The organism is Polyangium jinanense (genome assembly GCF_028435365.1).
Map to the genome: position 1 here is coordinate 24,816 of NZ_JAGTJJ010000050.1, position 25,069 is coordinate 49,884.

The window sequence follows — 25,069 nt, forward strand, 5'->3', positions numbered from 1 at the left end:
GTGGTGTCGGCCGGGCCTTTTTCGTTCACGGCACGGTCGGGACGAAGTCGACCGGGCTTGTCGGGGCGCCGTTGTGCAGGACGCCGTTGCCGAACCAGTACACGAAGCGCGGCTGCGGCACGCCGTCGATGAGGACTTCGAGGCGGAGGATCGCGCCGGGCGTCGTGCTGATCTCGAGCGCGTCGTAGTCCACGCCCGTATCGACGTGCAGATCGACCGTCCCCGCGGCTTCATTGATGTTCACGTGGTCGGCGCCTTCGAGATCGTCCGTCGTGATGGCGTCGATCGTCGAGCTCGTGTCGACCGACATGAAGATGTCCATCGGGCAAACCGCGCCGGAGAAGCTCGTGTCGCAGGTCGTCCAGACCCGGTACACGCCGCTCGAGTAGTACTCGACGAACACCCCCACGCCGTCGCCCGGGACCGCGTCGAGCTGGACATCGGTCTCGATGCTCATCTCCATCGGCACCTCCGAGGGCCGCGGGCCGTCGTCGATGATCACCGTATCGTCATCGTCGTCGTCGACGATGATGCATCCCGTCGTGGTGCTCCCCAGGCCGACGCAGGCGACGAGCCCGAGAACGGCCGGCCACACCGTCAGTGAACCAAGCTTCACGTTGCGTAGAAAAGAAGGCATCGGGCGTGCTCCTGTTCGGCGGTTTCGCAAGAGACGGGCCAAGATCAGCGGGTTACCGCCCTCGCCGCGGCGACGGCGAGAACGAACGCGACGGCGACGACGACGAACGCGACGGCGACGACGAACGCGAGGGCGAGATCGAAGGTCGCGAGGGCGAGGCCGAGGGCCGCGACGGCGAGACCGAGGGACGCGAGGGCGAGACCGACGGCCGCGACGGCGAGGCCGAGGGACGCGACTCGGTCGACGGGCGCGACTCGGTCGCTGGCCGCGAGGGCTTCGGCGAGGAGGCGGCCGGCCTCGACGGCGCGACCGCGGGGCGCGAGGGCGAGGCGCTCGGCGTGGACACCTCGGGGCGGCTGCCACGCACGTCACGCGGGCTGACCTCGCCGCGCGGGCTGCGATCGACCTGCACGCCACGACCCTCGGCATGCGCGCCGTTGGCCCTGGAAACGGACGGCGCGGCGACGAGCCCGCGCGACGGGGCCGGCATCGTCTTCGCCTGCGCCGTCGTGCTGCGGCGCGAATAAGCGACCGCGCGCGCATCGGGCGCCGAGCGTTTTTCCGGGGCAGCCCCGGAGGGGATCTTCGCCTCGGCGAGCGTGGGCGAGGCCGGGCGATACGACGAACGCGCGTTTGCGCCGCCGCCACCGCCGCCCGCCGTGGGTTGGGCCGGGCGATACGGGCGCGAATGCGCGCCGATGCGGCGAACGACGTCACGATCCCGCACGACGTACGTGTGCACGTGGCGGTGGAAGACGTAGCTCGACGGGCAGAACACGAACGCCGACGACGGCGTCACCCACACGTTCACCGCGGAGCCGCCGAACCAGTACCAGGTCGGCGCCATCGGAGCCCAGCCGACGTAGCCATAATCCGTCATGCGCCACGTGACCCACGCGGGCGCATACACGCGGCCCGGGATCCAGCCCCAGCCGCGACCGCCGATCCAGGTCCAGCGACCGTAATGGAACGGGATGTAGCCCCAGTCGTAATCGCTGACCCACATCCAGTTGCTGTCGGCGTCGAGCTCCCAGTGGCCCGCGGTCTGATACGGCGCGAAGTCCGATCCGACGACGCTCGCGCTCGGCACCCAGACCGTGCCGTACGTGCCATCGTCGACCCACGTGCCGTAGGCCGCGAGCGGCTCGCGGAAATCGTTGAGCGCGGCCGGATCCGTGTCGACGTATTCGTCGGCCGACACCGACACGCTGACCTGCGCGTCCACGGCTTGCGTGGGCTGGAAGCCAGCGGCATTCGGGGCGGTGTTCTCCTCGGGCGCGTCGCTCGTCCAGCCCTGGGGCAGGCCCGCGGGTGTATCCGCTTGGACTGCCAGAGGTGTGAACGAAAGTGCTGCCGCGAGGAGCGACAGCGCGACAGAAGTGAAGCGACGCCCTGGCAAGGCGGGCCGGGGCGCGGGGCGATCGTTGCTGGGCGACGTCTCGGCAAAGCGCATGGCGTTCATGATGATGGGACCTCGTCGAAGCAGTTGCCAGAGCGGAAGCGCTCGTCGCTACGGTCTTGCAAACGTCGTTCCGCGCCGTGATCCCTTGGACGGGCGAGGGGCGGGATCGTTGCTGCGCCTCGTGATCTCGGCCCGCGGGGCGCTCAGAGGTCGGGGCGCGAACCTGCCTGCGCAGGATCTTCGTTCCGATGCAGGTCCCAGTTCCAACGGCCCCTGCAGTGCATGTAAGGTGGCCCCGTGCGTGCACGGCAAGGATGGGCAGGGCTTTTCGCGTTCGCGATGGGCTTTTCCCTCGCGGGCGCTTCATCGGCCCAGGAAAACAAGGCCCGTCTCGACGAGGGCATCCGCATCGACCAGCTCCAGCCGGCCTCGCCGGAGAGCCCCTTCCTTCGTGCGCTCGGACCTCACGAGAAGGGCCCGAACACCATCGAGTTCGCGTTCGGCCTGTCGTTCGACTACGGCATGGGGCTGCTCAAGGCCGTCACCGTCGATGGGCAAGGCGGCGAGAACGTCGCGGCGACGCCCGTCAAAAACGCGCTGCTCGCGCACGTCGGCGGCTCGATCACGCCGCTGCCCTGGCTCACCGTCGACCTCGCGCTCCCCGTCGCGCTCTTCATCAACGGCGACGAGCCGTTCGACAAGTACGGCGTCCTCATCCGTCAGTCCGAGACGTTCGGCGTCGGAGATCTCCGTGCAGGTCTCCATTTCCGTCCGGTCGACACGAAGGCCTTCACGTTCGTCGCGGGCGCACGGTTCTGGGCGCCTGTCGGGTCAACGGCGTCGTTCCTCTCGGACAAGAGGCTTCGCGCCGAGGTGGATCTCGGCATTGCGAGCGAGAAGGACCGGCTGCGGTGGGGTTGCACGGCGTTCGTGTCGCCCCTGTTCTTCATCGATGTCGCCGGCTCCGACGGCGAGCGGATCGCGCTCGCGTGCGCCGCGCAGTTCCGCGCCGCGTCGTTTCTGTGGGTCGGGCTCGAGCCGAGCTTCGCGATGTTCAACCAGACCCACGCGTCCGTGGACGCGGGCAAGGATCCTCCGAGCTCGATCGATCTGCAGATCGAGCCGCTCGCATCGGTGCGCATGGCGTTCGGCGGGATGCAGATCGGTGTGAGCGGCGGGCCCGGGTTCGGCGGCGCCGCGGGCGCGCCGGGCTTCCGCGGGGTCCTGAGCCTCGCGTACGTCGGCGGGGGACGGCCCAAGCCGGTCGCGCCCAAGGGGCCGCCGGATGGCGACCTCGACAAGATCCCCGACGCCGAAGACGCCTGCCCTGCCGAGGCGGGGCCCGAGAACGCGGATCCGAAGAAGCGCGGCTGTCCGTCGAGCGACAAGGACGGCGACAACATCATCGACGAAGAGGACGCTTGCCCGCAGAGCCCGGGCGTCAAGCACGCGAGCGCCGAGGCGAACGGTTGTCCGGACGTCGACAACGATCAGCTCCCGGAGCCCGTGGACAAGTGCCCCGTGGAGCCGGGGCCGGCGCCCGAGGGCTGCCCGAAGTACGCGCGGCTCAAGGGAGAATCGTTCGAGATCAAACCGCCGATCAAGTTCAGCACGGGCGATCAGCTCACGCCCGAGGGGCAAGCGGCGCTCGAGGAGATCGCGGCGACGATGCGCGCGAACCCGAAGATCGAGCAGGTCAGCGTCTCGCTCGGCACGAAGGGCGTGAGCGCGGACCTCAGCGATCGGCGGGCGCAGGCGATCATCTTCGTGCTGCGGTCGGGTAGCCTCGACTCGAACCGCTACGAGCTCGTCCTGCGCGACGATCTGCGTGCGGGTACCGTTCAGGCGCGCATCATCAAGTAGGACCATGACCCGAGCGAAGGCAGCTCTGTCCCGCGGCGCGCTCGCGCTCGTCGCGGCGGCTGCCTTCTTCGGGCATGCGCGCGCGATCGGCGCGGGCTTCGTCTTCGATGATCGCGGCGCGATCCAGGAGAACCCGGTCGTGCAGGGCGACCTCGATCTCGGGGCGCTCTTCGGCTCGGATTTCTGGGGGCGTCCGCCGGGCGAGGGGCCGGGGACGTGGCGGCCGCTCGTCGTGCTCTCGTTCTGGCTGAACAAGCACATCACGGGCGGGTTTCACGAGACGAACCTCCTCTTGCACGCGGCGACGTCGGTGGTGCTCGCGCTCGCGCTTTCGCGGCACACGGGGCGGACGACGTTCGCCGTCGTCGCGGCGATGGTGTTCGGCGTGCTCGGCGTCAACACGGAGGCCGTGGTGGGGCTCGTGGGGCGCGCGGACGTGATGGCGGCAGGGCTAGGGTGGCTCGCGTGGTTCGTCGCGGGGCGCGCGGACGAGCCAGAGGAGCCTCGGAGCAGCCTGTGGGCGGCGCTCGCGTTTGCGGGGGCGCTCGCCTCCAAGGAGTCCGCGATCGTCTTTCCGCTGTTTCTTTTCCTGGCCGATCGGCTCCTCGCGCCGCCGGGGCGCGCGCCACGGATCCTTTCGGCGCGGTACGGTTCTCTCGTCGCCGCGGCGGTCCTCGTGATCGCGTTGCGCACCGTGGCCTTCGCGTCGCCGCTCGCCGCGGTTTCTCGCGAGCTCCAGGCAAACCCGCTGCTCGCCGAGGGATGGGGGCCGCGGATCTTTACCTCGCTGCGGCTGTTTGCCATGGCGCTCGGCAAGATCGTCCTGCCCGTGGGTTTGTCGGCGGACTACTCGTACGCCGCGATCCTGCCCGAGCACAGCCCGTTCGCGCTGCCTGTCCTCGTCGGGGCGCTCGTGCTCGTGGGACTCGTCGTGCTTTCGATCCGCCTGCGCCGGCGAGAGCCGCTCTTCGCGCTCGCGGCCGTGATGGTGCTCGTGCCGTGGATCGTCATGAGTCAGCTCCCCTTCGTGCTGCCGACGATCTTCGCCGAGCGGCTGCTTTATCTGCCGGCCGCGGGCTTCGCGCTCATGGTTGCGCGGATCGGCGAGTGGATGCTGGAGCGAACGCCGGGGGGGCTCGTTTTCCCCGCAGCATCCGCGGGGAAGGGGAAGAAGCGCGCGGCGCAGAAGCGGCCGAAGGTGGAGCCGGCGAACCTGCGCTCGTTCGTGCTCGTGCTCGGCCCCGTGATGCTCGCCAATCTGGCGCTCGCGTGGAGCCGCGCCGCGGACTGGGAGAACGATCGGACGCTGTTCGCGTCGGCGATGGAGGTCGTGCCGAGGTCGGCGCGGGCGCATCACAACTACGGCTCGGCGCTGCTCAACGAGGGCAAGTCCGCCGCGTCGATCGCGTCGTTCGAGCGTGCCGTCGAGATCCTCCCGACGTGGTCCGAGCCGCACGCGCAGCTCGGGGTGGCGATGCTCGACACGGGGCGCGTGCGCGAGGCGGAAGAGCACTTCCGCAAGGCCGTGGAGCTCGATCCGGACTCGACGAAGGCCGTCTTCAACCTCTCGGTTTTCCTCGCCCGGCAAGGCCGACTCGAAGAGGTGCGGGCGAACCTCGCGCCCTTCGTCGAGCGTCACCCGAACCGCGCCCGCGAGGCCGCGCTACTCCGTCAAATCGAGGCGGATCTGCGTTCCCCGCAGCGCCCCTGACGCTTCATTCGTCGTCGTCCCAGCTCCGACGCGCCGCCGCCGCGTCGCCCTCGGGCGGCGGTTTTTCTCCCGTCGGGTTCGAGCTTTTGCGCAGCCGCGCGAGCTCGTCTTCCGCCATCGAGAGCCGGCGATCCGCCTCGCGTAGCCGGCCGCTCACCACGCGCAGGACGCCCATCGCGATCTCGGCCGTGTCGTGCACTGCAGCGCTGAAATCCTCGCCCGACACGCGCAGGAGCTCCACGGGTTCGAGGCTCACCGCCGTCGCGGCGCGGGGCTCGCGATCGATGATCGACGTCTCGCCGAAGACTTCGTTCGCACCGAGCCGCACGACCTCCTTGCCCTCGACGCGCAGGCTCACCGAGCCCGAGATGATGAAGTAGAGCGCGGCGCCCGAATCGCCTTGCCGGAAGATCACCTCGCCGCGCGGCAGGCCGAGCACCTCCGAGGTCCGCGCAAGGCCCACGAGCTCATCGCCCGAGATCTTCGAGAGGATCGGGACACGCTGCAAAAAGAGGACTTTTTCGATCGTCGTGTACATGCCGTCTCCCGCGTCGATCCCGCTCCGCCCCGTCCTCGCAAAGTACGCAGCCCACCGCGCGACGACCCGATCCGGATCCGCCGAAAGGGCCCGGAGTTTTTCCTCCGCGCCCTCGGCACGCGTCTCGACCACCGCGATCGCCGCAGCCTCGCGCACGAGCGGATCGGGCGCGTCGAGCGCGACGAGCGCGTCCTTCGCGCACGCCTCGATCCGGTGCGCCGCGACCGCTTCGAGCACGAGCGCGGCGCGGTACGGGTCGTTCGACTGGAGCTCGGATCGCACGAAGGTCACGACGTCGTCCGTGCTCGGAGCCGCGCCGCCGCGCGGCAGGCCCTCGGCGAGCTCCAGGTAGCGCTCGAAGAGCGCGACGAGCCGCGCGCCGCGCCGGCGATCGAGCAGCGATTCGAGCACCTCGAAGGCGTTCGCCCGGAGCGAGCGATCCTTGCCGAAGACGTGCGTCCGCACGCCGGCCACGACCTCGCGCGGGTAGACGAGCTCGCAGAGGCGCAGGATGCGGATGAGGCCCTTGCGCAGGCGGCGCTCGACGTGCGCGTCGAGCAGCGGGCGCGCGAGGCGAGGGCGGACCAGGAGGTAGGCGTCACGCTCGCGCTCGTGCGTCTGGGCTTCGCGTTCGATGCGCTCGCGGATGGGCTCGAGCGGCGCAGGCGGCGCACCAAGCGCGAGGCGCAGCCGCGAGGCAGAGGCGAGCACCTTCTGCCTGACCCGGTCGTCCGGTTCGTCCACCCGATCGAGCAGCGCGGCGAGTGCGGCGCTCGTGCCGATCCGCGAGAAAAGTCGTGGGATCGCGAGGCGCACGGTCGCATCCGCACCCGGATCGGAGAGCGTCGCCACGAGCCGCGGGATCGCGCGATCGCCGAGCGCCACGATGGCATTCGACGCGGCCTTCCCGAGCGTGTGATCGGCGAGCGCTTCGCAGAGGAGCGGCAAGAGCTTCGGCGCGGCTACCGTCGCCGAGGCCGAGAGCGCAGCCTTTCTGACGGCCGGATCTGCGTCGGCGAGCAGCCGCGCGACCGCGCGTTCGAGCTGCGGTTGTCCCACCAAACCAAGCACCCGCGCGGCCGTCACGCGCTCGGCGGGATCCTCGCTGTCGAGCAGATCTCGCAGCCTCGGCGCGCCTTCCAGCATCCCGCCGAGCCCGCCGTGACGGAGCAGCGCCGCGATCGACGCGGCCCGCACGGCCTCGTCACCCCCTCGCGTCGCGAGCGCGCAAAGCTCCTCGTGTGCGTCTTCGCCGAGCGCGTTCGCCAGGAGCTCGACCGCGATGCCTCGGACCTCGGGATCGGTATCTTCGAGCCGTTCGCGGGCCAGCGTCGCGGCGTCGGGGTGCCCCACGGCGCGGGAGGTGCGGAGCGCCGCGGCCCGCACGCGCGACGAGACGTGCCGCGTGAGCGCGGGCAGCGCCTCGCGGACGCGCGCCGGATCGAGCTGCCGCAGCCGATCGAGGGCGAAGAGCACCTGCGGCGCATCGAGGCTCGACAGCGCCCCCGCGAGCGCGGCCACGGCCCTGCCGCCGCGCTGGGGCATCTCCGGCGTGAGCTTGCCGCGCAGGAGCGTCCCCTGCATCGCCTCCACGTAGCCGCGCCGCACCGTGAGCAGGAGCGGCAGGATCGTGAGGCCGATCGGCAGCGTCACGTAGCCGAGTTTCGCCGCGGCCGTGATGAGCGAAGCTCCCGGCTGTGCTTCGTTCGCCGAGGGGCTGAACGCGAGCAGCAGCGCCGCGCCGACGCCGCAGCCGAGAGGCTTCATGATCGCGGACGCGAGCGTTCGCACCCGATCCCGGAGCGCCGCGGGGAACGGGAAGAACAGGATCTGCAGCGTCACGTCGAAGATCGAGAACTGCAGCGCGTTGTCGCTCGCCTTGAGCACCGCCGCGAGCGGCATCGAGGGGAAGGCGAGGAGCAGCGTCGTGCTCGCGAGGAACGCGATGGGCATCGTGGCCGCGCCGCCGAGCACGCCCGCGCGATCGAGCATCCGCGGCGTGACCACGAGCTGGACGAAGAGCCCGACGATCCCGATGACGCCGTAAAACGTGCCCATGAACCGCGCGAGCGAATCGCGGTCCGGGTACGACGTGCGGGCGATCGCCTTGAACTGGTAATCGCCGACCGTGAGGATCGTGTAGACGACCAGGATCGTCACGGCGAGGGCGCCGACGTACCGCGAGTTGAAGAGCGGCGTCTGCTCTTGCTTTTGCGCGTTCGGCCGATCGTCGGCGCGGCTCCGCGAGGTCGTGCCGTGCCTTCGCGCGACGATGCGGCAGAGGAGGGCCACGCCGAGCAGGGCCGCGACGAGCACGAAGATGAGGTTTTCCGCGCCGATGATGGGCGCGATCGCGCCCGCGCCGAGGCCCGAGACCACCGTGCCCGCGATGTGCCCCGCGCCGATCAACCCGAAGATCCGCCGGGCGCTGCGCGCGTCGTAGAGGTCCTGCGCGATGCTCCAGGCGAGCATGCCGGTCAGGTTCGCGATGACGTCGGCCCAGATCGCGAAGATCAGGTACGCGGGCCCGATGTCCTCGCCGATGAGCACGCGGAGCAGGACGTAACTCGCGGCCGCGCCGAGCGCGAACACCGCGCCGAAACGCGCGCGCGGCAGCTTCCGGAGCCCGCGCTCGTAGCCGAAGGCCACGACGGCCGAGACCACGCCGTACGCCATCCACATCGGCGCGATCCACGTGACGGGAAAACGCGTCAAAAAGAGCGCGTCGCGCGCGGTGCGGCCGACGACGAGCAAGAGGGCGGACAGGAAGAGCAGCGTCGACAGGAGCACGACGCGCTCGACCTCGGCCCGGCTGAGGGCGATGCCGAGGAGCGACGACGCGGCGGCGTGGCGCGCTTTGTCCCGGTTCGTCGCGACGGTCCCCTGGCTCGGGCCTTCGTGCGGCAAGGACGGGGATGCGGTCGGGACGGGAGGTTCGGCCACGTGGCGTGAAAGGGTAGTATACCGTAACGAGACGGTCGCCTTGGTAGGCCATGGTGGGCGCCCGGCTCCCGATGTCGGGGCAGGCCCGAGCCCGGCTGTTCGTGTTCAGGACGACCGGGCGAGCGCGACTGTGGCAACTGGGGATACGTTTTTCGCGACGAACGCGCCGTGACGCGCCGTCAATAATGCCAGGGGAATTTCTTGTAATCGGGTTTGCGCTTTTCCAGGAACGCGTCGCGGCCCTCTTCGGCCTCCTCGGTGCCGTAGGCGAGCCGCGTCGCCTCGCCGGCGAAGAGCTGCTGGCCCACGAGGCCCTCGTCCGGGAGGTTGAAGCCGTATTTCAGCATTCGCATCGCGGTCGGGCTCTTGCCGTTGATGAGCGCGCCCCATTCGAGCGCCACCTTCTCCAGGTCCTCGTGCGGCACGGCGGCGTTCACCATCCCCATCGCCGCAGCCTGCTCCGCCGTGTAATCGAGGCCGAGGAAGAAGATCTCCCGCGCCTTCTTCTGCCCGACCTGACGCGCGAGCAGCGCCGATCCGTAGCCGCTGTCAAAGCTCGCCACGTCGGGATCCGTCTGCTTGAACCGCGCGTGCTCCCGGCTCGCGAGCGTCATGTCGCAGACGACGTGCAGGCTGTGCCCGCCGCCCACGGCCCAGCCCGGCACGACGGCGATCACGACCTTCGGCATGAAACGAATGAGACGCTGCACCTCCAGGATGTGCAGTCGGCCGAGGCGCGCCGCGTCCACCTCGCCGGCCTCGCTCCCCTCGTATTTGTACCCATCCTTGCCGCGAATTCGTTGATCGCCGCCCGAGCAGAAGGCCCAGCCGCCGTCCTTCGGCGAGGGGCCGTTGCCCGTGATGAGCACGCAGCCCACGTCCGACGTGATCCGCGCGTGCTCGAGCGCCGTGTAGAGCTCGTCCACCGTCTTCGGCCGAAACGCGTTGCGCACCTCGGGCCGGTGGAAAGCGATACGCACGGTGCCCTGGTCCACGGCGCGGTGGTAGGTGATGTCCGTGAACGAAAAACCCGGCACCTCGCGCCAGCGCGCGGGATCGAAGATCGCTGAGACGGTCATGGAATCGAGCCTCCTCGCGGCCGCGACCCTACACGTCCCCCGCGGCATCCGCCACAGGCCCTCGCGCGTGTTGTCAACTTGTCACGCGTGGCGCATCCGTCCGGCCAACTCGTCACGCGGAGGGCTCCGTCCGGATGGAATCGCCCGCGCGCAGCAGGATTTGCTCCGTGGCACGAGCTGTGCTCAAACACGCGGGATGGATACAGCTTCGTCGGGTCTTTTGGACGGGAGGCGGCGCATGTTTCGCTCGGCGTGGGCAGCGCTTTTGGTCGCGGCGGGGGGGCTCACGAGCGGCGCGGCGGAGGCGCAGACGGTGGCGCTCCAGTCGCAGCAGCCCGTCGTCCGGACGCCCCAATCGGACCATACGGCCACGCCCTGGGACATCAACCGCGAGGAGTGCCTGGACCCCGAGGACACCTTCACCTTCAACCTCACGTTCTCGGGGTTCACGAGCTCGTATTCGTTCGAGGTCTGGGGCACGACGACGGCAGGGATCGATTGCAAGGATCCGATGCAACGCACCGGCGCCGCGCCTCAATGCTTTCAGCTCAATCCATCGGAGCTCCCTCAAGCGAACCCCAAGGACAACATCGGGAAGGTCGTGCTGACGGCGCAGGAGATGGTGGCCGTCGATCAGGACCCCGACGTCCAGGCCTGCGCGGAGAACAGCATCACGGGGGCGGAGAAGGCGCTCGCGGTGCATTTCATGCTCTTCGGGAGCGGCTCGGTGGTCGCCAGCGCGACGTGGTCGAAGACGAAACTCGACCTCTGGGGGCCCGCTGCCCCGAAGAACGTGTCCCTGACGCAGGGGGACGGTGGCTTCGAGGTCGACTTCGATCCTCCGACGGACACCGATTTCGCGGGCGTCGCCGTGTATTGCGCCAAAGGAAACGCCCTCTTCCCGAGCGGTCAGACCATCAATGGCGGCGCGGGGGGGAGCGGGGGCGCGGGCGGGAGCGGGGGCGCGGGCGGCGCGGGGGGGAGCGGGGGCGCGGGCGGGAGCGAGAGCGCGACGTGCACGAGCCCCTTCGCCGCGGGGCAGCGGCCCGATCCCACGTGGACGCCTTGTGGCACCACCAGCAAGGTCTCCGATCTGGAGAACGGCGTCACCTACGCGGTCGCCGTGGCGGCCAAGGATACCCGTGGCAATGTTGGACCGCTGTCCGAGGTGCACTGCGTGGCGCCCATCCCGGTCGACGATTTCTTCGAGGTCTACAATCAGCTCGGCGGCAAGGGCGGTGGCCTCTGCTCCGCTTCGGCTTCGCCCAGCTCCCGGGCCGCGGGGCTCTTCGGCGGCGCGGTCGCCCTGTCCGCGGTCGCGTTCGGCTTGCGACGGCGCAGGAGACCGCAAAGAGGCGGACGCGGCGCCGGCAGCGAGGGGGCGTCGTGATGCGGACGAAGATTTTCGCTTCGGCGCTCGTCGCCCTCGCCGCGCTGCTCGCCGCCGAGGGCGCGGAGGCGCAAACGACGAGGCGGATCCGCGATTCGAACTGGCGACAGAGCGAGCGCGGGAGCGTGCAGCAGGGCAGCCCTCAGCGGTTCGCGCTCGAGCTCCGCTTTGGCCCTTATTATCCGGCCGTCGACGACGAGTTCGGCGGCGATGGCCCGTACAGCAAGTTCTTCGGCGACAAGGGCCGGTTCCATTTCGGCGCCGAGTTCGATTGGCAAGCGCTGCGCATTCCCTGGGTCGGCTCGCTCGGACCTGGCATCGGCCTGGGATACACCTCGGCGTCGGGCAAGGCCTTCCGCGAGGGGACGTACGACGCGCCCGACGGGGCGTATTATTATGACGATCGGCGCGTGGGCGAGACGTCGCTCACCATTCTCCCGATGCACCTCTCGGCCGTGCTCCGCTTCGACGAGCTCTTCCGCCGCACCGGGATTCCGATCATTCCTTATGGCAAGATCGGCTTCGGTGCGGGCCTCTGGTGGGTCGACGTCGGGGATGAAACGGCAGAGGTCGGGACCGGCGATGACGCCGTCAAGGGCCGCGGATTCAGTTATGGCGTGCACTGGGCGCTCGGCGGCATGCTCGCGCTCGACTGGCTCGGCCGCCGCTCGATGGCCGCGCTCGATCAGGAGTCGGGCATCAACCACGTGCACCTTTTCGGCGAGTGGACGAACCAGAACCTCGGCCTCGGCGCGAATCAAATGAAGGTCGGCACCTCGACCTGGACCGTGGGCCTCACGCTCGAGATGTGAACACGCGTCAGGGGGTTTCGAGGGCCCCGGGCGTATACACGAACGGCTTTCCGTTCGCGGGATCGACGAGCCCCTCGGTGTACGCCTTGATCTTGGCGTCGCCGAGGAGCTCGGACCAGTGGCGGATCCGCGCTCGGGCGCGGTCGATCTCGGGTGTTTGGATGCTCCACGCCCTCGCCCGGAGCAACGCGTCGGCGTAATGGCGGACCAGGGCGGCCTCGGTCGCCTGGAGCCAGTTTTCCCGCGCGGACTGGAACATCTCCTCGCGCCTCCGGCGGAGCTCCTGCGACATGGAAGCGAGGTTCGGATCGCCGCTCGTCGCGGCCTTGTCGAGCAACTCTTCTTCTTTGTCGGTGTAGAGTTTTACGCGGGGCGGCTCGGCGCCCGCGAGGCGCTGACGCAGGACGTCGTAAAGGGCGGCTTGCTGGATGCGCGCGCGGATCGAAACGACGCGGGGCTCGGGGCGCACGGCGAGCCAATCGAATTCGCTGCTGAGGCTGTGGACCACGGCGAAATCGTCGTCGTACGCCTTCTTGACCTCCATGATGTTGCCCGCGTAGGGCTCGATCGCCCGATCGATATCGAGCCGCCGGGGGATTCTCTTCACGATCGCGGCGTACACGCACGCGGGCTCGTTCTCGTCCTCGGCCTTGCCGGGCGGGCAGGCGGCGTCGGGAGCTTCGGCTGCAGGCGTGGTCTCGGGGGCGGGATCGGCGGGGGTGTTCGTGGTCGCCGCCGGCGCCGCCACGCGTGGCTCGGAGGGCGTGGGTGTGGCGCAGGCCGTGGCGGCGGTCGTGAGTGCGGCGAGGAGGAAGGAGCGTCGCACGATGAGCCGAGTATACAGCTTGACGCCGCGTGCGTGCTGGGCGAATGCAATTTCGTGGGCAGCGATCTCTACGATGTGAGCATTCGATCCTACCGGGAGTGGACGCGCGACGAGGCCGAGCGGCGCGCCCTCGCGCTCGGGCCGAATATCGAGACGGCGGTGCGCTTCTTCGACGAGGAAGGTCCCTTCGTCGAGGCGCGATTCCACGTGAAGAGCATTCACCCTGATGCGCCGATCGCGTGGGATCACGGCTTCGTGGTCCGGCTCTTCGACGAGGCCGTGCTGGAATGCGAGGCGCCTGCGGGCGAGACGTTCGGCTACGAATGCACGCCCCTCGCCCGCGAGATCCAGACCCTTTGGAAGATGAAGTTCGAGTTCGACAAAAAGAAGAAGCTCCCCGTCCTCGTCGCGGACGTCCTCGTGAAGCAGCGCGGCTCCGGGCGCAATCGCAATCCGATGGGGGACACGGCGGAGTTCGTCGCTTTCTTGCCGAAGCGGCTCGCGCCGAACATCTCGAAGCTAGGACATTTCGCGTCGCGTGCTTGGTCCGGGCCCACGTGGAGGCAATGTGAAGACGAACCGAGGACGAAACGGCCGCGGTTCGCGCATGTGTTTCCTGTTCGCCGCTCGTTCGTCCTGGGAACGTCGCTGGAATCCGCGATAGGCATCGTGCCCCGCGCCGAGGGAGGCGTGTATGTGCTGACCCCGCTGCTCCTCGCCGCGGTTTCGCGGAACGGCGAGGTCACGCCCGTGTTCGAGGTCGGAGCGGTGAGCGGGGGCGCCGTCGCGAAATCGATCGCCGTGGATAGCGCGGGGAACGTGTGGATCGGCACGGCCAAGGGATTGGTCCTGCGCGAGCGCTCGGGCGAGGTGACACGTTTCGGGGCGAAGCACGGGATCAAGAGCGCGGTGGGCGTGGCGATCGGGCCGGATGGACGGGTCTTCGCCGGAGGAAAGGACGGGCTTTTCGTCCGCACGGAGGCGGGAGGGTCGTGGTCGCTCGTCCATCCGGACCTCGAGGGCGAGGATATTCGAACCGTGCATGCCGGCGAGGACGGCACGATATGGGCGACGAGCCTCCGATACGTGTGGAGGGTTCGTCCGGATGGAACCCTCGACAAGATGGGCAGCCGGCAGGGCATCGGTAGCATCAGGCATGTGATTCCGCTCCCGGACGGCTCTGCCTGGGTCATCCCCACCCTCGGGGCCGTCGTCCGCGTTGCCGCGACCGCCCCGAGCGCGACGCCTTGCCCGATCGCGCAAAACCTGGCCCCCGAGGGAGTTTGGGAGGGGGTCGTCAGGAAAAACGGCGCTTCGGTCCTCGTCACGGGAACGGCGCACGTCCTTCGCATCGAGGAGGACGCGGCGCCGCGTTGCTTCGTTTTCGAGAATACCTGCGAGGCGCTGCGCGAGGAGAACATATGGGTCCCCTACGTGTGTCTTTCCCACGAGGGGGACGTGTTCGTCGCGACGGCGATGGGGCTCTCGATCGCGCGGGCCGAGGATCTCGCCGCGGCAACACAAACGACGCCGCTCAATGCGGATCTGCCGCACTTCGCGCATATCGAACCGGTTCGGCTGCAGCCGGGGAGCGACGAGGCGTCGGGTGGGGACGTCGTCGATTTCCAGGGCAAGAACGTCGTGCTGACGGGCACGCTGGGGACGATGATGCGCGCGGAGGCGGAGAAGCTGCTCGTGGCGCACGGGGCGGTGCTGTCGGATTCGGTCGGGAAGAAGACCGATTACCTCATTGCAGGGGCCAAGGCCGGGAGCAAGCTGGCGAAGGCGGAGCAGCTTGGCGTGAAGGTGCTCGGGGAGGATGCGCTCGTCGCCTTGAAACAAGGGAAAGCGGCGCCGGCCGCGAAGGCCGAGGCAAAAGAAGCGAAGCCCGCGAAGGCGCCGCCGCGCAAGGAAGCGGCCGATCTTGCGCGGTTGTTCCCGCTTTCCGATCAGCCCGGCGCGCCCGCGGGAAACCTCGAGCGTGGCCTCATGCGGAGCCTCGCGGAGTCGAGCGTGCCGATGACGCCAGCGCAATGGAAGAAGCTCGTCGCCAAACACAAGAAGTTCCTGGATGCCGGCGGCGCGGGCGGAGTGTTCCATTCGCTGGAGGCGAGTGGCCTGGTCATGGCCGTGTATGCCGGCGGGTCGGGAGGGAAGCGGGACGATCAGGCGAGCTTGCAACGCCATCGGCTCCCGCCCGATTTCGACGCGAAAAAAGCGCGCCTGCCCTGGGCGAGCGGCTGCAGCATGATCGCGGAGAAGGTGGATTTCTCCGGCGCTGATCTCTCGCACGGCAATTACACCGACTCGTTCATGGCCGGCGCGCGTTTCGACGGCGCGAAGCTCGCCGGCTCGGATTTCTCGCGCACGGACTTCACGGGCGCGAGCTTCCGTGACGCGGATCTCTCGGGCGCCGATTTCGAGCACTGCGATCTGCGCGGCGCGGATTTCACGGGCGCAAAGCTCGCCGGCGCGCGGTTCCCGGGCGCGAAGCTCGACGGCGTCATCGTCTGATTCAGGGCTCGACGAAGAATTTCGGCGCTTCGATCCGCTCGCCTTTGCAACGCGGGCAGCGGCTCGGGCGGCCGAAGGCGCGGCGATCCTCGAAGACGTATCCACAGCCGAGGCAGGTCGCGGGGCTCACGCCGAGGGCGCTGCCTTGCCCGGCGAGCGAGCGGGCGACGTGTTCGAGGTGGGCGAGTACGTCCTTCTCGCGGAGCCCGAGCGAGATGGCGAGCGCGCGCGCCGTGGATCGACCGGACCGCAATGCTTCGAGCAGCGCCTGCCGCGTGGTCTCGGCGCGCTCCTTGGGTACGGGCGGCTCCTTTTCCTTCATACGACGACAATTCTACAGGAAGAGCGCACGGAAAGCACGGTCCTCCGTGGGGCGGGCGGCGAGGAAATGCCGGGACGCCCTGATTTCCTGATAGAGTAGGGCTGATGAAGCGCTCGCTCTTCCTCCTCGTCCGGGCCGCGATCGTCGTGGGCCTCGGGCTCGGTTCGGTCGCATGTTCCTCGAACGCCGAGGAGCCGCTTGATTGTCCGACGATCTCGCCGCCCGCAGGCGCACCGAAGCTGCTCGGGGCCGATTGTGATCCGCTGGTCCCGACGCAATGCGGCTATCCGTTCCCCTCGAACGTGTGGCTCGAGGACGATACGAGCAGGCCGACGGGGAAACGCGTGGCGTTCGGCGCGACGACACTCCCGGTCGCGGCGGGCCACGGGCCGCTGGATCCGGAATGGTGGGCGCCGAGTGATGGGTTTTCCCCGGGGCAGCCGGCGTTGACGCACCTGCCGGGTGCGACGATCACGGGATTGCCGACGCAGGATTCGATCGAGCTCTCGCTGTCGGACACGTCGCCAACCGTGATTCTGGATGCGGAGACGGGCGAGCGGGTGCCTCATTTCTCGGAGCTCGATCAAAGCCTCGTGACGGAGGCGGACGAGGAGCGTGCGCTGCTCGTGCGGCCGGTCGTGCGTCTCGCGGACGCGCGGCGGTACATCGTGGCGATCCGGAACGTGGTGGACGCGGGCGGCAAAACCATTGCGCCGTCCCCGGCGTTTCAGGCGCTCCGGGACGGGACGGGGTCGTGTGAGCCTTCGGTCGAGAGGCGGCGCGAGCTTTACGGCGATATCTTCGCGCGGCTGGAGAAAGCGGGGATCCCGCGGAAGGATCTTCAGATTGCGTGGGATTTCACCACGGCGAGCCGCGAAAACAACACGGCGGGGCTCGTGGCGATGCGGGACGACGCGCTCATGAAGGTGGGCGCGGAGGGGCCGGAGTACACGCTGACGAGCACGGAGGAGTTCACGGAGGAGGAAAACCCGCGGATCTGGAGGCGGCTCGTCGGGATGATGAAGGTGCCGCTGTACCTGGACGCGCCGGGGCCGGGGGCGTCGCTCGTGCGGGGGGACGATGGTTTGCCGAAGCAGAACGGCTTCGCCGAATACGAGTTCGTGGTGCACGTGCCGCACGCGGCGAAGCAGGGGCAGAAGCTCGCGCTCATCCAGAATGGCCACGGGCTGCTCGGCTCGAAGTTCGAGGGGGGCGACGGATACCTCGGGGAGCTCGCGAATCGGCACGGATACGTGGCCTTCTCGGTGGATCTCGTGGGCATGGCCAGCGAGGACGTCCCGAGCATCACGGACGCGCTGGTGACGGACGCGGGGGCGTTCCGGAAGAGCGTGGACCGGCAGCACCAGGGCATTCTGAACAGCCTTTTGGCGATGCGAATGATGTCGGGCCGCTTCGTGAACGAGCCGCTCTTGCAGGTGAACGGCGAGAGCGTGATCGACCCGGCGCAGCGATTTTACCGCGGCGATAGCCAGGGCGGGATCTTCGGGACGACGTACATGGCGCTCTCGACGGACGTGATGCGTGGGCTCGTGAGCGTGCCGGGCATGCCCTACACGATGCTGCTGGATCGGAGCACCGATTTCGCGCCGTTTTTCCTGTTCCTGAAGGGCGCTTACGGGACGGGCCGGAACATTCAGCTCGTGGAAGGGCTGATGCAGATGTTGTGGGATCGAACGGAGCCGAATGGATACGCGCCGTACATCCGGGAGAACATGCTGCCGGGGACGCCGGCGCATGATCTTTTGATTCACGTGGCGATCGGGGACTACCAGGTGTCGCCGCTCGGAGCGCACATCCTGGCGCGGACGGTGGGCGCGAAGAACCTGGCCCCGGTGAATCGAACGATCTGGGGTGTGGACGAGGCGCCGGCGCCGCTGTCAGGGGCGGCGATCGTGGAGTACGATTTCGGTTTGCCAGAGGCGCCGAAGACGAATACGCCGCCGAAGGGGGAGGATGATCCGCACGGGAAGGTGAGGGCGCTCGATGCGGCTTATTCGCAGAGCGATGCGTTTTTCCGGACGGGGGTGATCAAGCCGTTCTGCGAGGGGGCGTGTAATCCGGAGTGATCAGGGGGCGCAGAGGCCGCTCTCGCATTTCTTGTTGTAACACTCGATGAGCTGGGTACACGGGTCGCCCGGCCCCTTGACGCAGGTTTTCTGACCATCGCCATCCGGATCTGCACATTGATTGCTTGCGCAGTTGCCGTTGACGGAGCACGGAAGGCCCAGCATGCTCTCGCAGCCTCCGCCTCCGTTGCACGCAAGGTTGTCGGCGTGCAGGCAAGATTCCCCGTTGCCGAAGGAGGGATCCTCTTCGTATTTAGGTGTCCATTCACAAAGGCCAAGCGTTCCGGGCCGATTGCAGCTTTTACAAGGGGCGTCGCACGCATTCGAGCAGCAGACCCCCTCCGCGCAGTAGCCGGTTAGGCAGTCGCTTGGACCGGCGCAGTATTGGCCCTGCGCACACCTGGGACAAAAGTTACCGCCGCAGTCGACATCCGTTTCGTCGCCATTCTTCTTGCCGTCGCTGCAGCGAAAGCAGCTCTTTGTATCGGGATCGCAGAAGCTGCCGCTCGGACCGCAATCGGCATGCGTCAGGCACTGGACGCATGCCCCTTCCGCGTCGCAGAGCTTACCGCTGTTCATGGTGCAAGGAGTGCCCTGCGCCTCGACGACAGAGACTTCCCCGCCCTTCCCATCACATTGCGCCTGCTTACAGTCCCCTTCGGGCTGAGGGGTTACCGATGTTCCTGCCGCAGCGAGGGTGCGCGTGCATATCCTTGCGGCACACGTCCACTTCTCGCATGCCGTGGAGGTTCCACAGTCGTCGACGCTGATGCAACCTACACACTGGCCGTCGCCGTCGCAGACGCCAAGGGGACACACTGCGTGCCCTGCAGAGGGGCGCTGCGTGCAGACGTTCGCCTCACAGGTCCAGAAGAAGCAAAGCGGTGATTCACCGCAGTCGGAAGGCACGACGCAGGCCCGGCAGTTTGCGTCCTCGCATACCTTCTCGTACTCGTCGATGCCAAGGGCGAGGCCGCATCCGACGATCATGCCGGCGAGAAGAATGGCCAGCGGGATCCGGATGGAGCGCATCGGGGCACCCTTCAGGGCAAGGGCTCACGCTCTCAAGGAGCGCATACGCCGTTCGTGCATGTATTATTGAAGCATTCACCAGGCTGATTGCACGAATCGCCGGGGGCCTTCACGCAGGTCTTTTGGCCGTTACCGTCAGGATCGGCGCAGCGGAGACTTGCGCAATCACCGTTACCGGTGCAGCTGGTATTGAGTGCCTGCAAGCAACTCGCCGCTGCGCTGCAAGCCAGACCATCAGCGTTCAAACAGGACATCCCGTTCCCGTAGGAGGGGTCCTCGCCATATTTGTCGATGGGGTTGCACTCGCCAATAAAGTCAGGCAGATCACACGCAAGACAGGGACCACTGCAAGGAGAACTGCAGCATACCCCATCTGCACAATTGGCAGTCGTGCAGTCTCCTGCGATATTGCAAGTTTTGCCCTGCGTGCATTTGGCGCATCGATCGCCCCCGCAATCGATATCACCCTCGTCCCCGTTCTTGATCCCATCCATGCAACTGAAGCATGTATTGGACTTCGTATCGCAATAGACCCCGGCGACCCCACAATCCGCATCCGTATTACACTCGACGCAATTCCCCTCGCCGTCGCAGCTCTTCCCACCCCCCACGCTGCAAGGCGTCCCCTGCGCGGCAGGCATGCTCATCGGCGTCCCGCCCACGCACGACGAAAGCTGACACTGCGTCGACGGCACGTCGCTATCGTCGTTCGCCGTCGTCTCCTCGCCGTTCCCGTCGCACTGGATCTGCTTGCAATCCCCCGGGACCTGAGCGGGTACCGGCGTGCCGGACGGCGCGAAGGTCAGGGTGCAGACGCCGCTGTTGCACGCGAACGGCGCGCAGTCCGACGGTTCCCCGCATTGCTCCGGGCTCGTGCAGCCGGTGCATTGGCCGTTCGCGTTGCATTTCAGCGCGTTGTTCACGCCGCACGGCAGACCCGCCACCTTCACATGCGCGTTTGGCTGGCCTTCGCAGCCCTCCACCGTGCACGGGTCGCCGTCGTCCGCCGCGAGCTTGCATTCGCCCTTCAGCGCCGTGCTCTCGCCGTTGCGTTCGATGTCCTCCGCCTCGTTCGAGCAGCCAGGGCCCTGCAAAAGGCCGATCATCGCCATCGGCAAGAGCAAGATCCACGTCGCGCGATTCGTTCGCCGCATGTCCCGGTTCTCCAGTCCCTCAGAACGAGCCGACCACCATGCCGCCCGTCTGGCCCGCGCCAAAAACCGGGACGACGTTCACGCCCATGAGCTTCCGGCCGAACGGCGTGCGCGGCAGCAAAAACAAGCCCAGCGTGCCGATCGCCGCCACGCCGCCAATGATGTACCCCGCCATCGCCCCGTTCGCCGCCGCGTCCTGCGACGACAACGTGTCCTTGAGCTTCGCGCACGCCCCCGCGTTCGGCGCAAACCCGCCCGCGCCGCACAGACCCGAGGTCGTCGGCGTCGTTCGCCGCAGGACATCGAGCTGCTGATCCGCCTCGTCGCTCTTGCCGTTCGCCATCACCGTCAGGCCCACGCCGAGCCCGAGCCCGAGCACCGTGAGCCCTGCGCCGCCGATCATCCCGTACGTGCGCCACTTCGGCGAGGGCAACGGCGGCGGCTTCGGCTCCTCCTTGGGCTTCTCCGGCTCCGCCTTCTCGGGCTCCGTGGGCAGCGGCGCCAGCGCGAACTCCATCTCGCTCTCGGTCGCCGGCGCCACCGCGAGCAGTTCCTTGCCCGGGTCGAAGCCGAACTTCTTCACCTCGATCTCGTGGCTGCCCGGATCGACGAAGATCGGCGCCGCGAGCGGCGTGCGGCCCGCGGCGCGCCCGTCGACGACCACGTCCGCGCCCTCGACGTTCACCTTGATGTAGAGCGTCCCGAGCTTGAGCTTCGCCTCGTCGAGCAGCTTCTGCGCCGCCTGCTTCTCGATCGCCGTCGCCGACTTCGCCTCGCGCACGTAGAGCTCGAGGTGCTCGGCCGCGTCACGCGGCTTGCCCGTCTGCAGCTCCGACTGGCCGAGGATCAGGCCGTAGGCCGGATCGGGCTTCAGCTTGAACGCGGCGAGCGCCGCGTCCCGCGCCTTGTCCCACTGGAAGGCCTTGTGCGCCTTCTTCGCGTCCTCGAACAGGCGCGTCGACTCCTTGTCGGCGTCCGCCGGCGACGGAGCCGGCGTCGGCGTCGGCGTCGCGGGCGCCGCGGCGCCTTTGTCTGGCGTCGCCGGCTTGCCCGGAGCGCCCTGCGCCCACGCGGCCGGCGTGCTGGTCCAGACGCCCGTCACGAGCAGGCCAGCTGCCCACCATCGCCCTCGTCGCATCGTCATCGCCCCTCGGCTCCTTGCTTCCGGCGCGCATTGGACCAAACAAGAGGCCTTTCCCTCAAGCGTAAAGTTTCGATCCGGACGCGGTCCGCGCCGCCCCGAGGGGGCCAGGCCCGCGCCCCGCGCGGAGGCCGAAGCCGGTATCGCCCCGGCGCGAAAAGTCGAGGCGCTCGGAAGGCGAGCCAACATCGTTGGTGCACCAATGAAAATGACCCCCGTGCAGCGAGAGACGTTGACCGACGGGACGGTGCGCTTGCGCGGCAGTTCCTGCGCGTATCTGTTCACGCGCCCGAGGCCGAGGGCCACGCTCGTCACCATCACCGGCCGCGACGTCGACGAGCTCGGGGACGCACCGACGGCCGAGGTTGACGCCGAGATCCAGCGCTTCGGCGCGCCCCTCCTGCTCTTCGTGGACCCGAGCGCGGCCACGAGCGTCGCGAACGCCGTGGCCGACCGCTGGACGAGCTGGTTCGCACGCCGCCGCTCGGTCCTCGAGCGCGTCGACATCCTTGTGAGCTCCCGCTACCTGGAGCTCACGGTCGCCTGGAGCCGCCATTACTCCGGCGCCGGGGACCTGATCCGCATCCACAACGACCCGGCGCGTTTCGACGTCCTGCTCGCGTCCGCGGCCCCCGGCGCCCAGCGCCCTGCTCCTTCGCGTTTCACGGAGCCGGCGGCGCCGATCCAGCGCACCCGCGCCGCGGACGGCGCCCTCGCGCTTTCGAGCCTGGGCCTCACGTTCGGCCTTTCGAGCCCCGGGGACGGCGCCCTCTACACGACGATCCGCGGCGTCGATCGAGGTCAGCTCGGCGGCATGCCCTTCGACGAGATCTTCGCGCGGATGCCTGCGTCCGGCGCGCCGATCACGCTCTTCGTCGACACGCGTGGCGCCTCCGCGCCGGCCGAGATCGTACGCGACAGCTGGAGCGCATGGTTTTCCGCGGCCCGCGCGCGGCTCCGGCGCGTCTTCGTGCTCGTCGACTCGGGCGCCGTGCGGTTCAACGTGGCCATGGCGAAACACGGCTCGAACACGGACGCACTCGTCGCCATCCATACCGATCCCGGGGATTTTGCGCGCGCGGCGCAGAGCCTTTTGCCCGGTTTCGTTCTTCCGCCGGTCTGACGTGAAACTAGCTCCCTCGGCAGGACCGTGTTCCAATCGTGGGATGCGCCGCTCGCTCCCGCTCGCGCTTGCCGGGCTTTTGATCGGCTCGTTCGCCTCGGCCGAGGAGTCGACCTCGAAGACGCCGCCCCCCGCAGGCGCGTCCGCGCCCGCCGCGCCCAGGGCGCCCGTGAAGAAGGCCCGGAAGGCGAAGAAGGCGAAGAAGCGTGATCCGAAGGCGCCCGTCGCGAGCTCGCCGAGCTTTCAAATTCTCGCGAGCGGCGTGAGCCGCGTGTGGATCGAGGTCAGCGAGAAGGTCGACGTGACCGAGCACAAGGCCGAAGGGCGGATCGCGTACCGCTTGAAGGGCGTCGTGGTGCCCACGCGGACGAACCGCCTGCCGCTCGAGACGATGTTTTTCCAGACGCCCGTCGGTCGCGTGCTGCTCGTCGAGCTCGACGACGGCGACGTGGATCTCGTGGTCGAGCTGAAGCAGCCGAGCACGCCGAGTTACAAGCTCGTCGAGACGGAAGGCGGCGTGACGCTGCAGGTCGATTTCCCGGCGTCCGCTACGTCGAAGCAAGCTCCCGCCGAAGGGGCGACGCGCTGAACCGACGCGTGGTCGCCGCGGCGCTCGGGTTCGCCGCATGGATTTCGGGGACGCCTTCGCGCGGGCAGGACAAACCCGGCGTGCAGCGCGAGGTGCAGTTCCGCGCCGACGAGGCGCGCGCGGATCCCGAGCGTGGCGAGGTCGAGCTCGAAGGCGGCGTGGTCGTGACGTACGACCGCTTCCGGCTCACGAGCCGCAAGCTCGCGATCACGCTCGGCCCGAGCGCGGTCGAGATGCGCGGGACGGCGAAGATCTTGCACTGCCCTTGCAAGGATCCGCCCGTTTCGCTGGAGATCTCGGGGGCGCGGGCGACGGGGCAGGGGGACCTCGAGCTCCGATGGCCGCGGCTCTACTTCGGGCCCATCCCGGTGTTCATTCTGCCGTGGCTCCTCGTGCGGCCCGCGGATCGCGTGGGGCTCTTGCCGCCGCGGTTCGCGATGCGCGGCGACGACGGCGCGCTCCTCGGCGCAGGCGCACGGTTTCCCTGGCGCGGCGCGGACGGGAAGTTGCGCGCGGTCGAGCTCTACGCGTCGGGATACGTGCAGGGAGGCGTGGAGCTCGGCGCGCGGATCGAGGGGCCCACGATGACGGGGCGGTTCACGTGGGATCGGCTCCGGCAGGATCGGTTCGTCGCGGATACACACGGGTTCGTCCGGACGGACGCGCGGCCGGACGTGCGGATCGCCTGGGATCTGGATGCAATCCGGGGTGCGCGGGGGCTCGTGGCGACGCCCTCGCTCACGGCGGCGGCGCAGCCGTTCGACGTGGGCGCGGCCAGCGTGACGATGCAAGTCTCACCGGGTCGAGGCGTGGGCGCGATCCTCGGGACCGGGCTCACGGCGAGGGCGCGGCGTGGGGAAGGGCCGATCGTTTGGGGTCCAACGGCGTTCGCCGGGGCCTCGGGCGCAGTGGGGCGACGCGGGAGCTGGGAGGCGAACACGGCGCTGGCGATGCTTTCAGGGCAAACGAATGCGCCGTATGCGCGCGCCGAGGCGGGGATCGAGGTCGCGCCGCGGCTCGGGCCGCTCTTCACGCGGGCGCGGCTCGGGACGCGGGCGCGGCTCGCGGGGCCCGAGGGCGCGCCGATGGCCTGGGACGCCGTGGCCGAGGCGCGGGGCGAGGCGTCCGTCACCCTGGAACGGTCGTTCGGCGAAGCGAAGGACGCGGCCCCGCTCGTGCACCGCATCACGCCGCGGCTCGAAGCGCGTGGCGCGGTCGCGCAGGGCGCGGGAACGTTTTTCCAGGCGATACGGCCGGATCTCGGGCCCGTGCTCGGGCTCGCGGCGCTCTCCGTGTCGAGCTCGATCGGGAGCGCATTCGGCAGCTCGCTCGAGGCCGAGGTCAAGGGCGGGTTCGTCGCGACGAACACGGGCACGAGCGCGGTCGGGTGGGCGAGCGCGGAGGGCACGTACGGGGCCGTGAGCGCGCGGGTCGAGGCGATCGCGAGCAAGGGGAGCGTGGAGCTCCCGGACGAAGCGGGGGATGGAATTTCTGCGCTCGCGGAGCTACGCGTGGGCCTGGAGGACAAGACCACGGTCCTGCTCGACGTGTACGGGCGCGCGGCGGGAACGGGCGCGCTCGCGCGTTCGCTCGGCGGCGGGCTCCTGCTCGGCGACACGATCGGGATCGTGGCGGAGCGCGGGCTTCTTCTGGGCCTGGGTTATGCGAGGCCGCTCTTCGGCGGCGTCACCGGGAACATCCGCGCCGACGCCGACGTGTGGACGAGGGCCCTCGTGGGCATGGGCGGCGCGCTCGCGTATCGGCATCCGGACGGGTGCGTGGCAGTCGAGGTCGGCGGGAGCCGTCGCGCGGGGCGAAAAGGCACGGACATCTGGGTTTCGGTCGACCTCGTTCCCCCGCTGCCGACGCGGCCCGTGCCGCGTTGACTTGCACGCGGAGGATTCGA

General features: G+C 68.9%; 18 protein-coding genes. 9 read left to right on the forward strand and 9 right to left on the reverse strand.

What is annotated here, in order from left to right:
* Positions 1-25: 25 nt before the first annotated feature.
* Positions 26-637 carry a hypothetical protein gene (locus KEG57_RS42755; RefSeq protein ID WP_272427718.1) on the reverse strand — a complete coding sequence of 204 codons (612 nt, stop codon included), beginning with the start codon at positions 635-637 and terminating at the stop codon, positions 26-28.
* Positions 638-689: 52 nt separating this feature from the next.
* Positions 690-2,099, reverse strand: a complete 1,410-nt coding sequence (locus KEG57_RS42760; RefSeq protein ID WP_272427717.1) for a DUF6600 domain-containing protein — start codon at positions 2,097-2,099, stop codon at positions 690-692.
* 237 nt (positions 2,100-2,336) lie between these two features.
* Here KEG57_RS42760 and KEG57_RS42765 point away from each other — a divergent pair, with 237 nt between their 5' ends.
* Both KEG57_RS42765 and KEG57_RS42770 read left to right on the forward strand, forming a co-directional pair.
* Positions 2,337-3,902 (forward strand): OmpA family protein, encoded by a 1,566-nt coding sequence (locus KEG57_RS42765; protein ID WP_272427716.1) that lies wholly within the window; start codon positions 2,337-2,339, stop codon positions 3,900-3,902.
* 4 nt (positions 3,903-3,906) lie between these two features.
* Positions 3,907-5,613, forward strand: a complete 1,707-nt coding sequence (locus tag KEG57_RS42770) for a tetratricopeptide repeat protein (protein WP_272427715.1) — start codon at positions 3,907-3,909, stop codon at positions 5,611-5,613.
* Between the two features lie 4 nt (positions 5,614-5,617).
* Here the strand turns inward: KEG57_RS42770 and KEG57_RS42775 are convergent, their stop codons facing one another.
* Both KEG57_RS42775 and KEG57_RS42780 read right to left on the reverse strand, forming a co-directional pair.
* Positions 5,618-9,094 carry an Npt1/Npt2 family nucleotide transporter gene (locus KEG57_RS42775; RefSeq protein WP_272427714.1) on the reverse strand — a complete coding sequence of 1,159 codons (3,477 nt, stop codon included), beginning with the start codon at positions 9,092-9,094 and terminating at the stop codon, positions 5,618-5,620.
* A 179-nt stretch (positions 9,095-9,273) separates the two neighbouring features.
* Positions 9,274-10,173 (reverse strand): 1,4-dihydroxy-2-naphthoyl-CoA synthase, encoded by a 900-nt coding sequence (locus KEG57_RS42780; protein WP_272427713.1) that lies wholly within the window; start codon positions 10,171-10,173, stop codon positions 9,274-9,276.
* A gap of 238 nt (positions 10,174-10,411) precedes the next feature.
* Between KEG57_RS42780 and KEG57_RS42785 the strand changes: the two genes are divergently transcribed.
* Both KEG57_RS42785 and KEG57_RS42790 read left to right on the forward strand, forming a co-directional pair.
* Positions 10,412-11,563, forward strand: a complete 1,152-nt coding sequence (locus tag KEG57_RS42785; protein ID WP_272427712.1) for a hypothetical protein — start codon at positions 10,412-10,414, stop codon at positions 11,561-11,563.
* A complete protein-coding gene (locus KEG57_RS42790; protein ID WP_272427711.1) occupies positions 11,563-12,375 on the forward strand; it encodes an MXAN_2562 family outer membrane beta-barrel protein in 813 nt (270 codons plus the stop codon). The genes KEG57_RS42785 and KEG57_RS42790 overlap by 1 nt, the downstream gene beginning before the upstream one ends.
* Before the next feature lie 7 nt (positions 12,376-12,382).
* Here KEG57_RS42790 and KEG57_RS42795 read toward each other — a convergent pair whose 3' ends face one another.
* A complete protein-coding gene (locus KEG57_RS42795) occupies positions 12,383-13,201 on the reverse strand; it encodes a hypothetical protein (RefSeq protein WP_272427709.1) in 819 nt (272 codons plus the stop codon).
* A gap of 33 nt (positions 13,202-13,234) precedes the next feature.
* Between KEG57_RS42795 and KEG57_RS42800 the strand changes: the two genes are divergently transcribed.
* A complete protein-coding gene (locus tag KEG57_RS42800; RefSeq protein WP_272458864.1) occupies positions 13,235-15,715 on the forward strand; it encodes a pentapeptide repeat-containing protein in 2,481 nt (826 codons plus the stop codon).
* A gap of 1 nt (position 15,716) precedes the next feature.
* Here the strand turns inward: KEG57_RS42800 and KEG57_RS42805 are convergent, their stop codons facing one another.
* Complete coding sequence (locus KEG57_RS42805; RefSeq protein ID WP_272427707.1) at positions 15,717-16,037, reverse strand: transcriptional regulator; 321 nt, start codon at positions 16,035-16,037, stop codon at positions 15,717-15,719.
* 104 nt (positions 16,038-16,141) lie between these two features.
* Here KEG57_RS42805 and KEG57_RS42810 point away from each other — a divergent pair, with 104 nt between their 5' ends.
* The gene (locus tag KEG57_RS42810) at positions 16,142-18,124 is read left to right on the forward strand and encodes a hypothetical protein (RefSeq protein ID WP_272427706.1); all 1,983 of its coding nucleotides are present in this window, start codon (positions 16,142-16,144) and stop codon (positions 18,122-18,124) included.
* Here the strand turns inward: KEG57_RS42810 and KEG57_RS42815 are convergent, their stop codons facing one another.
* The 3 genes from KEG57_RS42815 to KEG57_RS42825 all read right to left on the reverse strand — a co-directional run bounded on the left by KEG57_RS42815 (position 18,125) and on the right by KEG57_RS42825 (position 21,454).
* Positions 18,125-18,289: a hypothetical protein gene (locus tag KEG57_RS42815; protein ID WP_272427705.1), complete on the reverse strand. Its 165-nt coding sequence runs from the start codon at positions 18,287-18,289 to the stop codon at positions 18,125-18,127. It lies immediately after the preceding gene.
* 899 nt (positions 18,290-19,188) lie between these two features.
* On the reverse strand, positions 19,189-20,310 hold the full coding sequence (locus KEG57_RS42820; RefSeq protein WP_272427704.1) for a hypothetical protein: 1,122 nt from the start codon (positions 20,308-20,310) through the stop codon (positions 19,189-19,191).
* 19 nt (positions 20,311-20,329) lie between these two features.
* Positions 20,330-21,454: a PEGA domain-containing protein gene (locus KEG57_RS42825; protein ID WP_272427703.1), complete on the reverse strand. Its 1,125-nt coding sequence runs from the start codon at positions 21,452-21,454 to the stop codon at positions 20,330-20,332.
* Between the two features lie 199 nt (positions 21,455-21,653).
* Here KEG57_RS42825 and KEG57_RS42830 point away from each other — a divergent pair, with 199 nt between their 5' ends.
* The 3 genes from KEG57_RS42830 to KEG57_RS42840 are packed head-to-tail and all read left to right on the forward strand — an operon-like array spanning position 21,654 to position 25,049.
* Positions 21,654-22,574 (forward strand): hypothetical protein, encoded by a 921-nt coding sequence (locus KEG57_RS42830; RefSeq protein WP_272427702.1) that lies wholly within the window; start codon positions 21,654-21,656, stop codon positions 22,572-22,574.
* 43 nt (positions 22,575-22,617) lie between these two features.
* On the forward strand, positions 22,618-23,163 hold the full coding sequence (locus tag KEG57_RS42835; protein WP_272427701.1) for a hypothetical protein: 546 nt from the start codon (positions 22,618-22,620) through the stop codon (positions 23,161-23,163).
* Between the two features lie 8 nt (positions 23,164-23,171).
* A complete protein-coding gene (locus KEG57_RS42840; RefSeq protein ID WP_272427700.1) occupies positions 23,172-25,049 on the forward strand; it encodes a hypothetical protein in 1,878 nt (625 codons plus the stop codon).
* Positions 25,050-25,069: the final 20 nt, after the last annotated feature.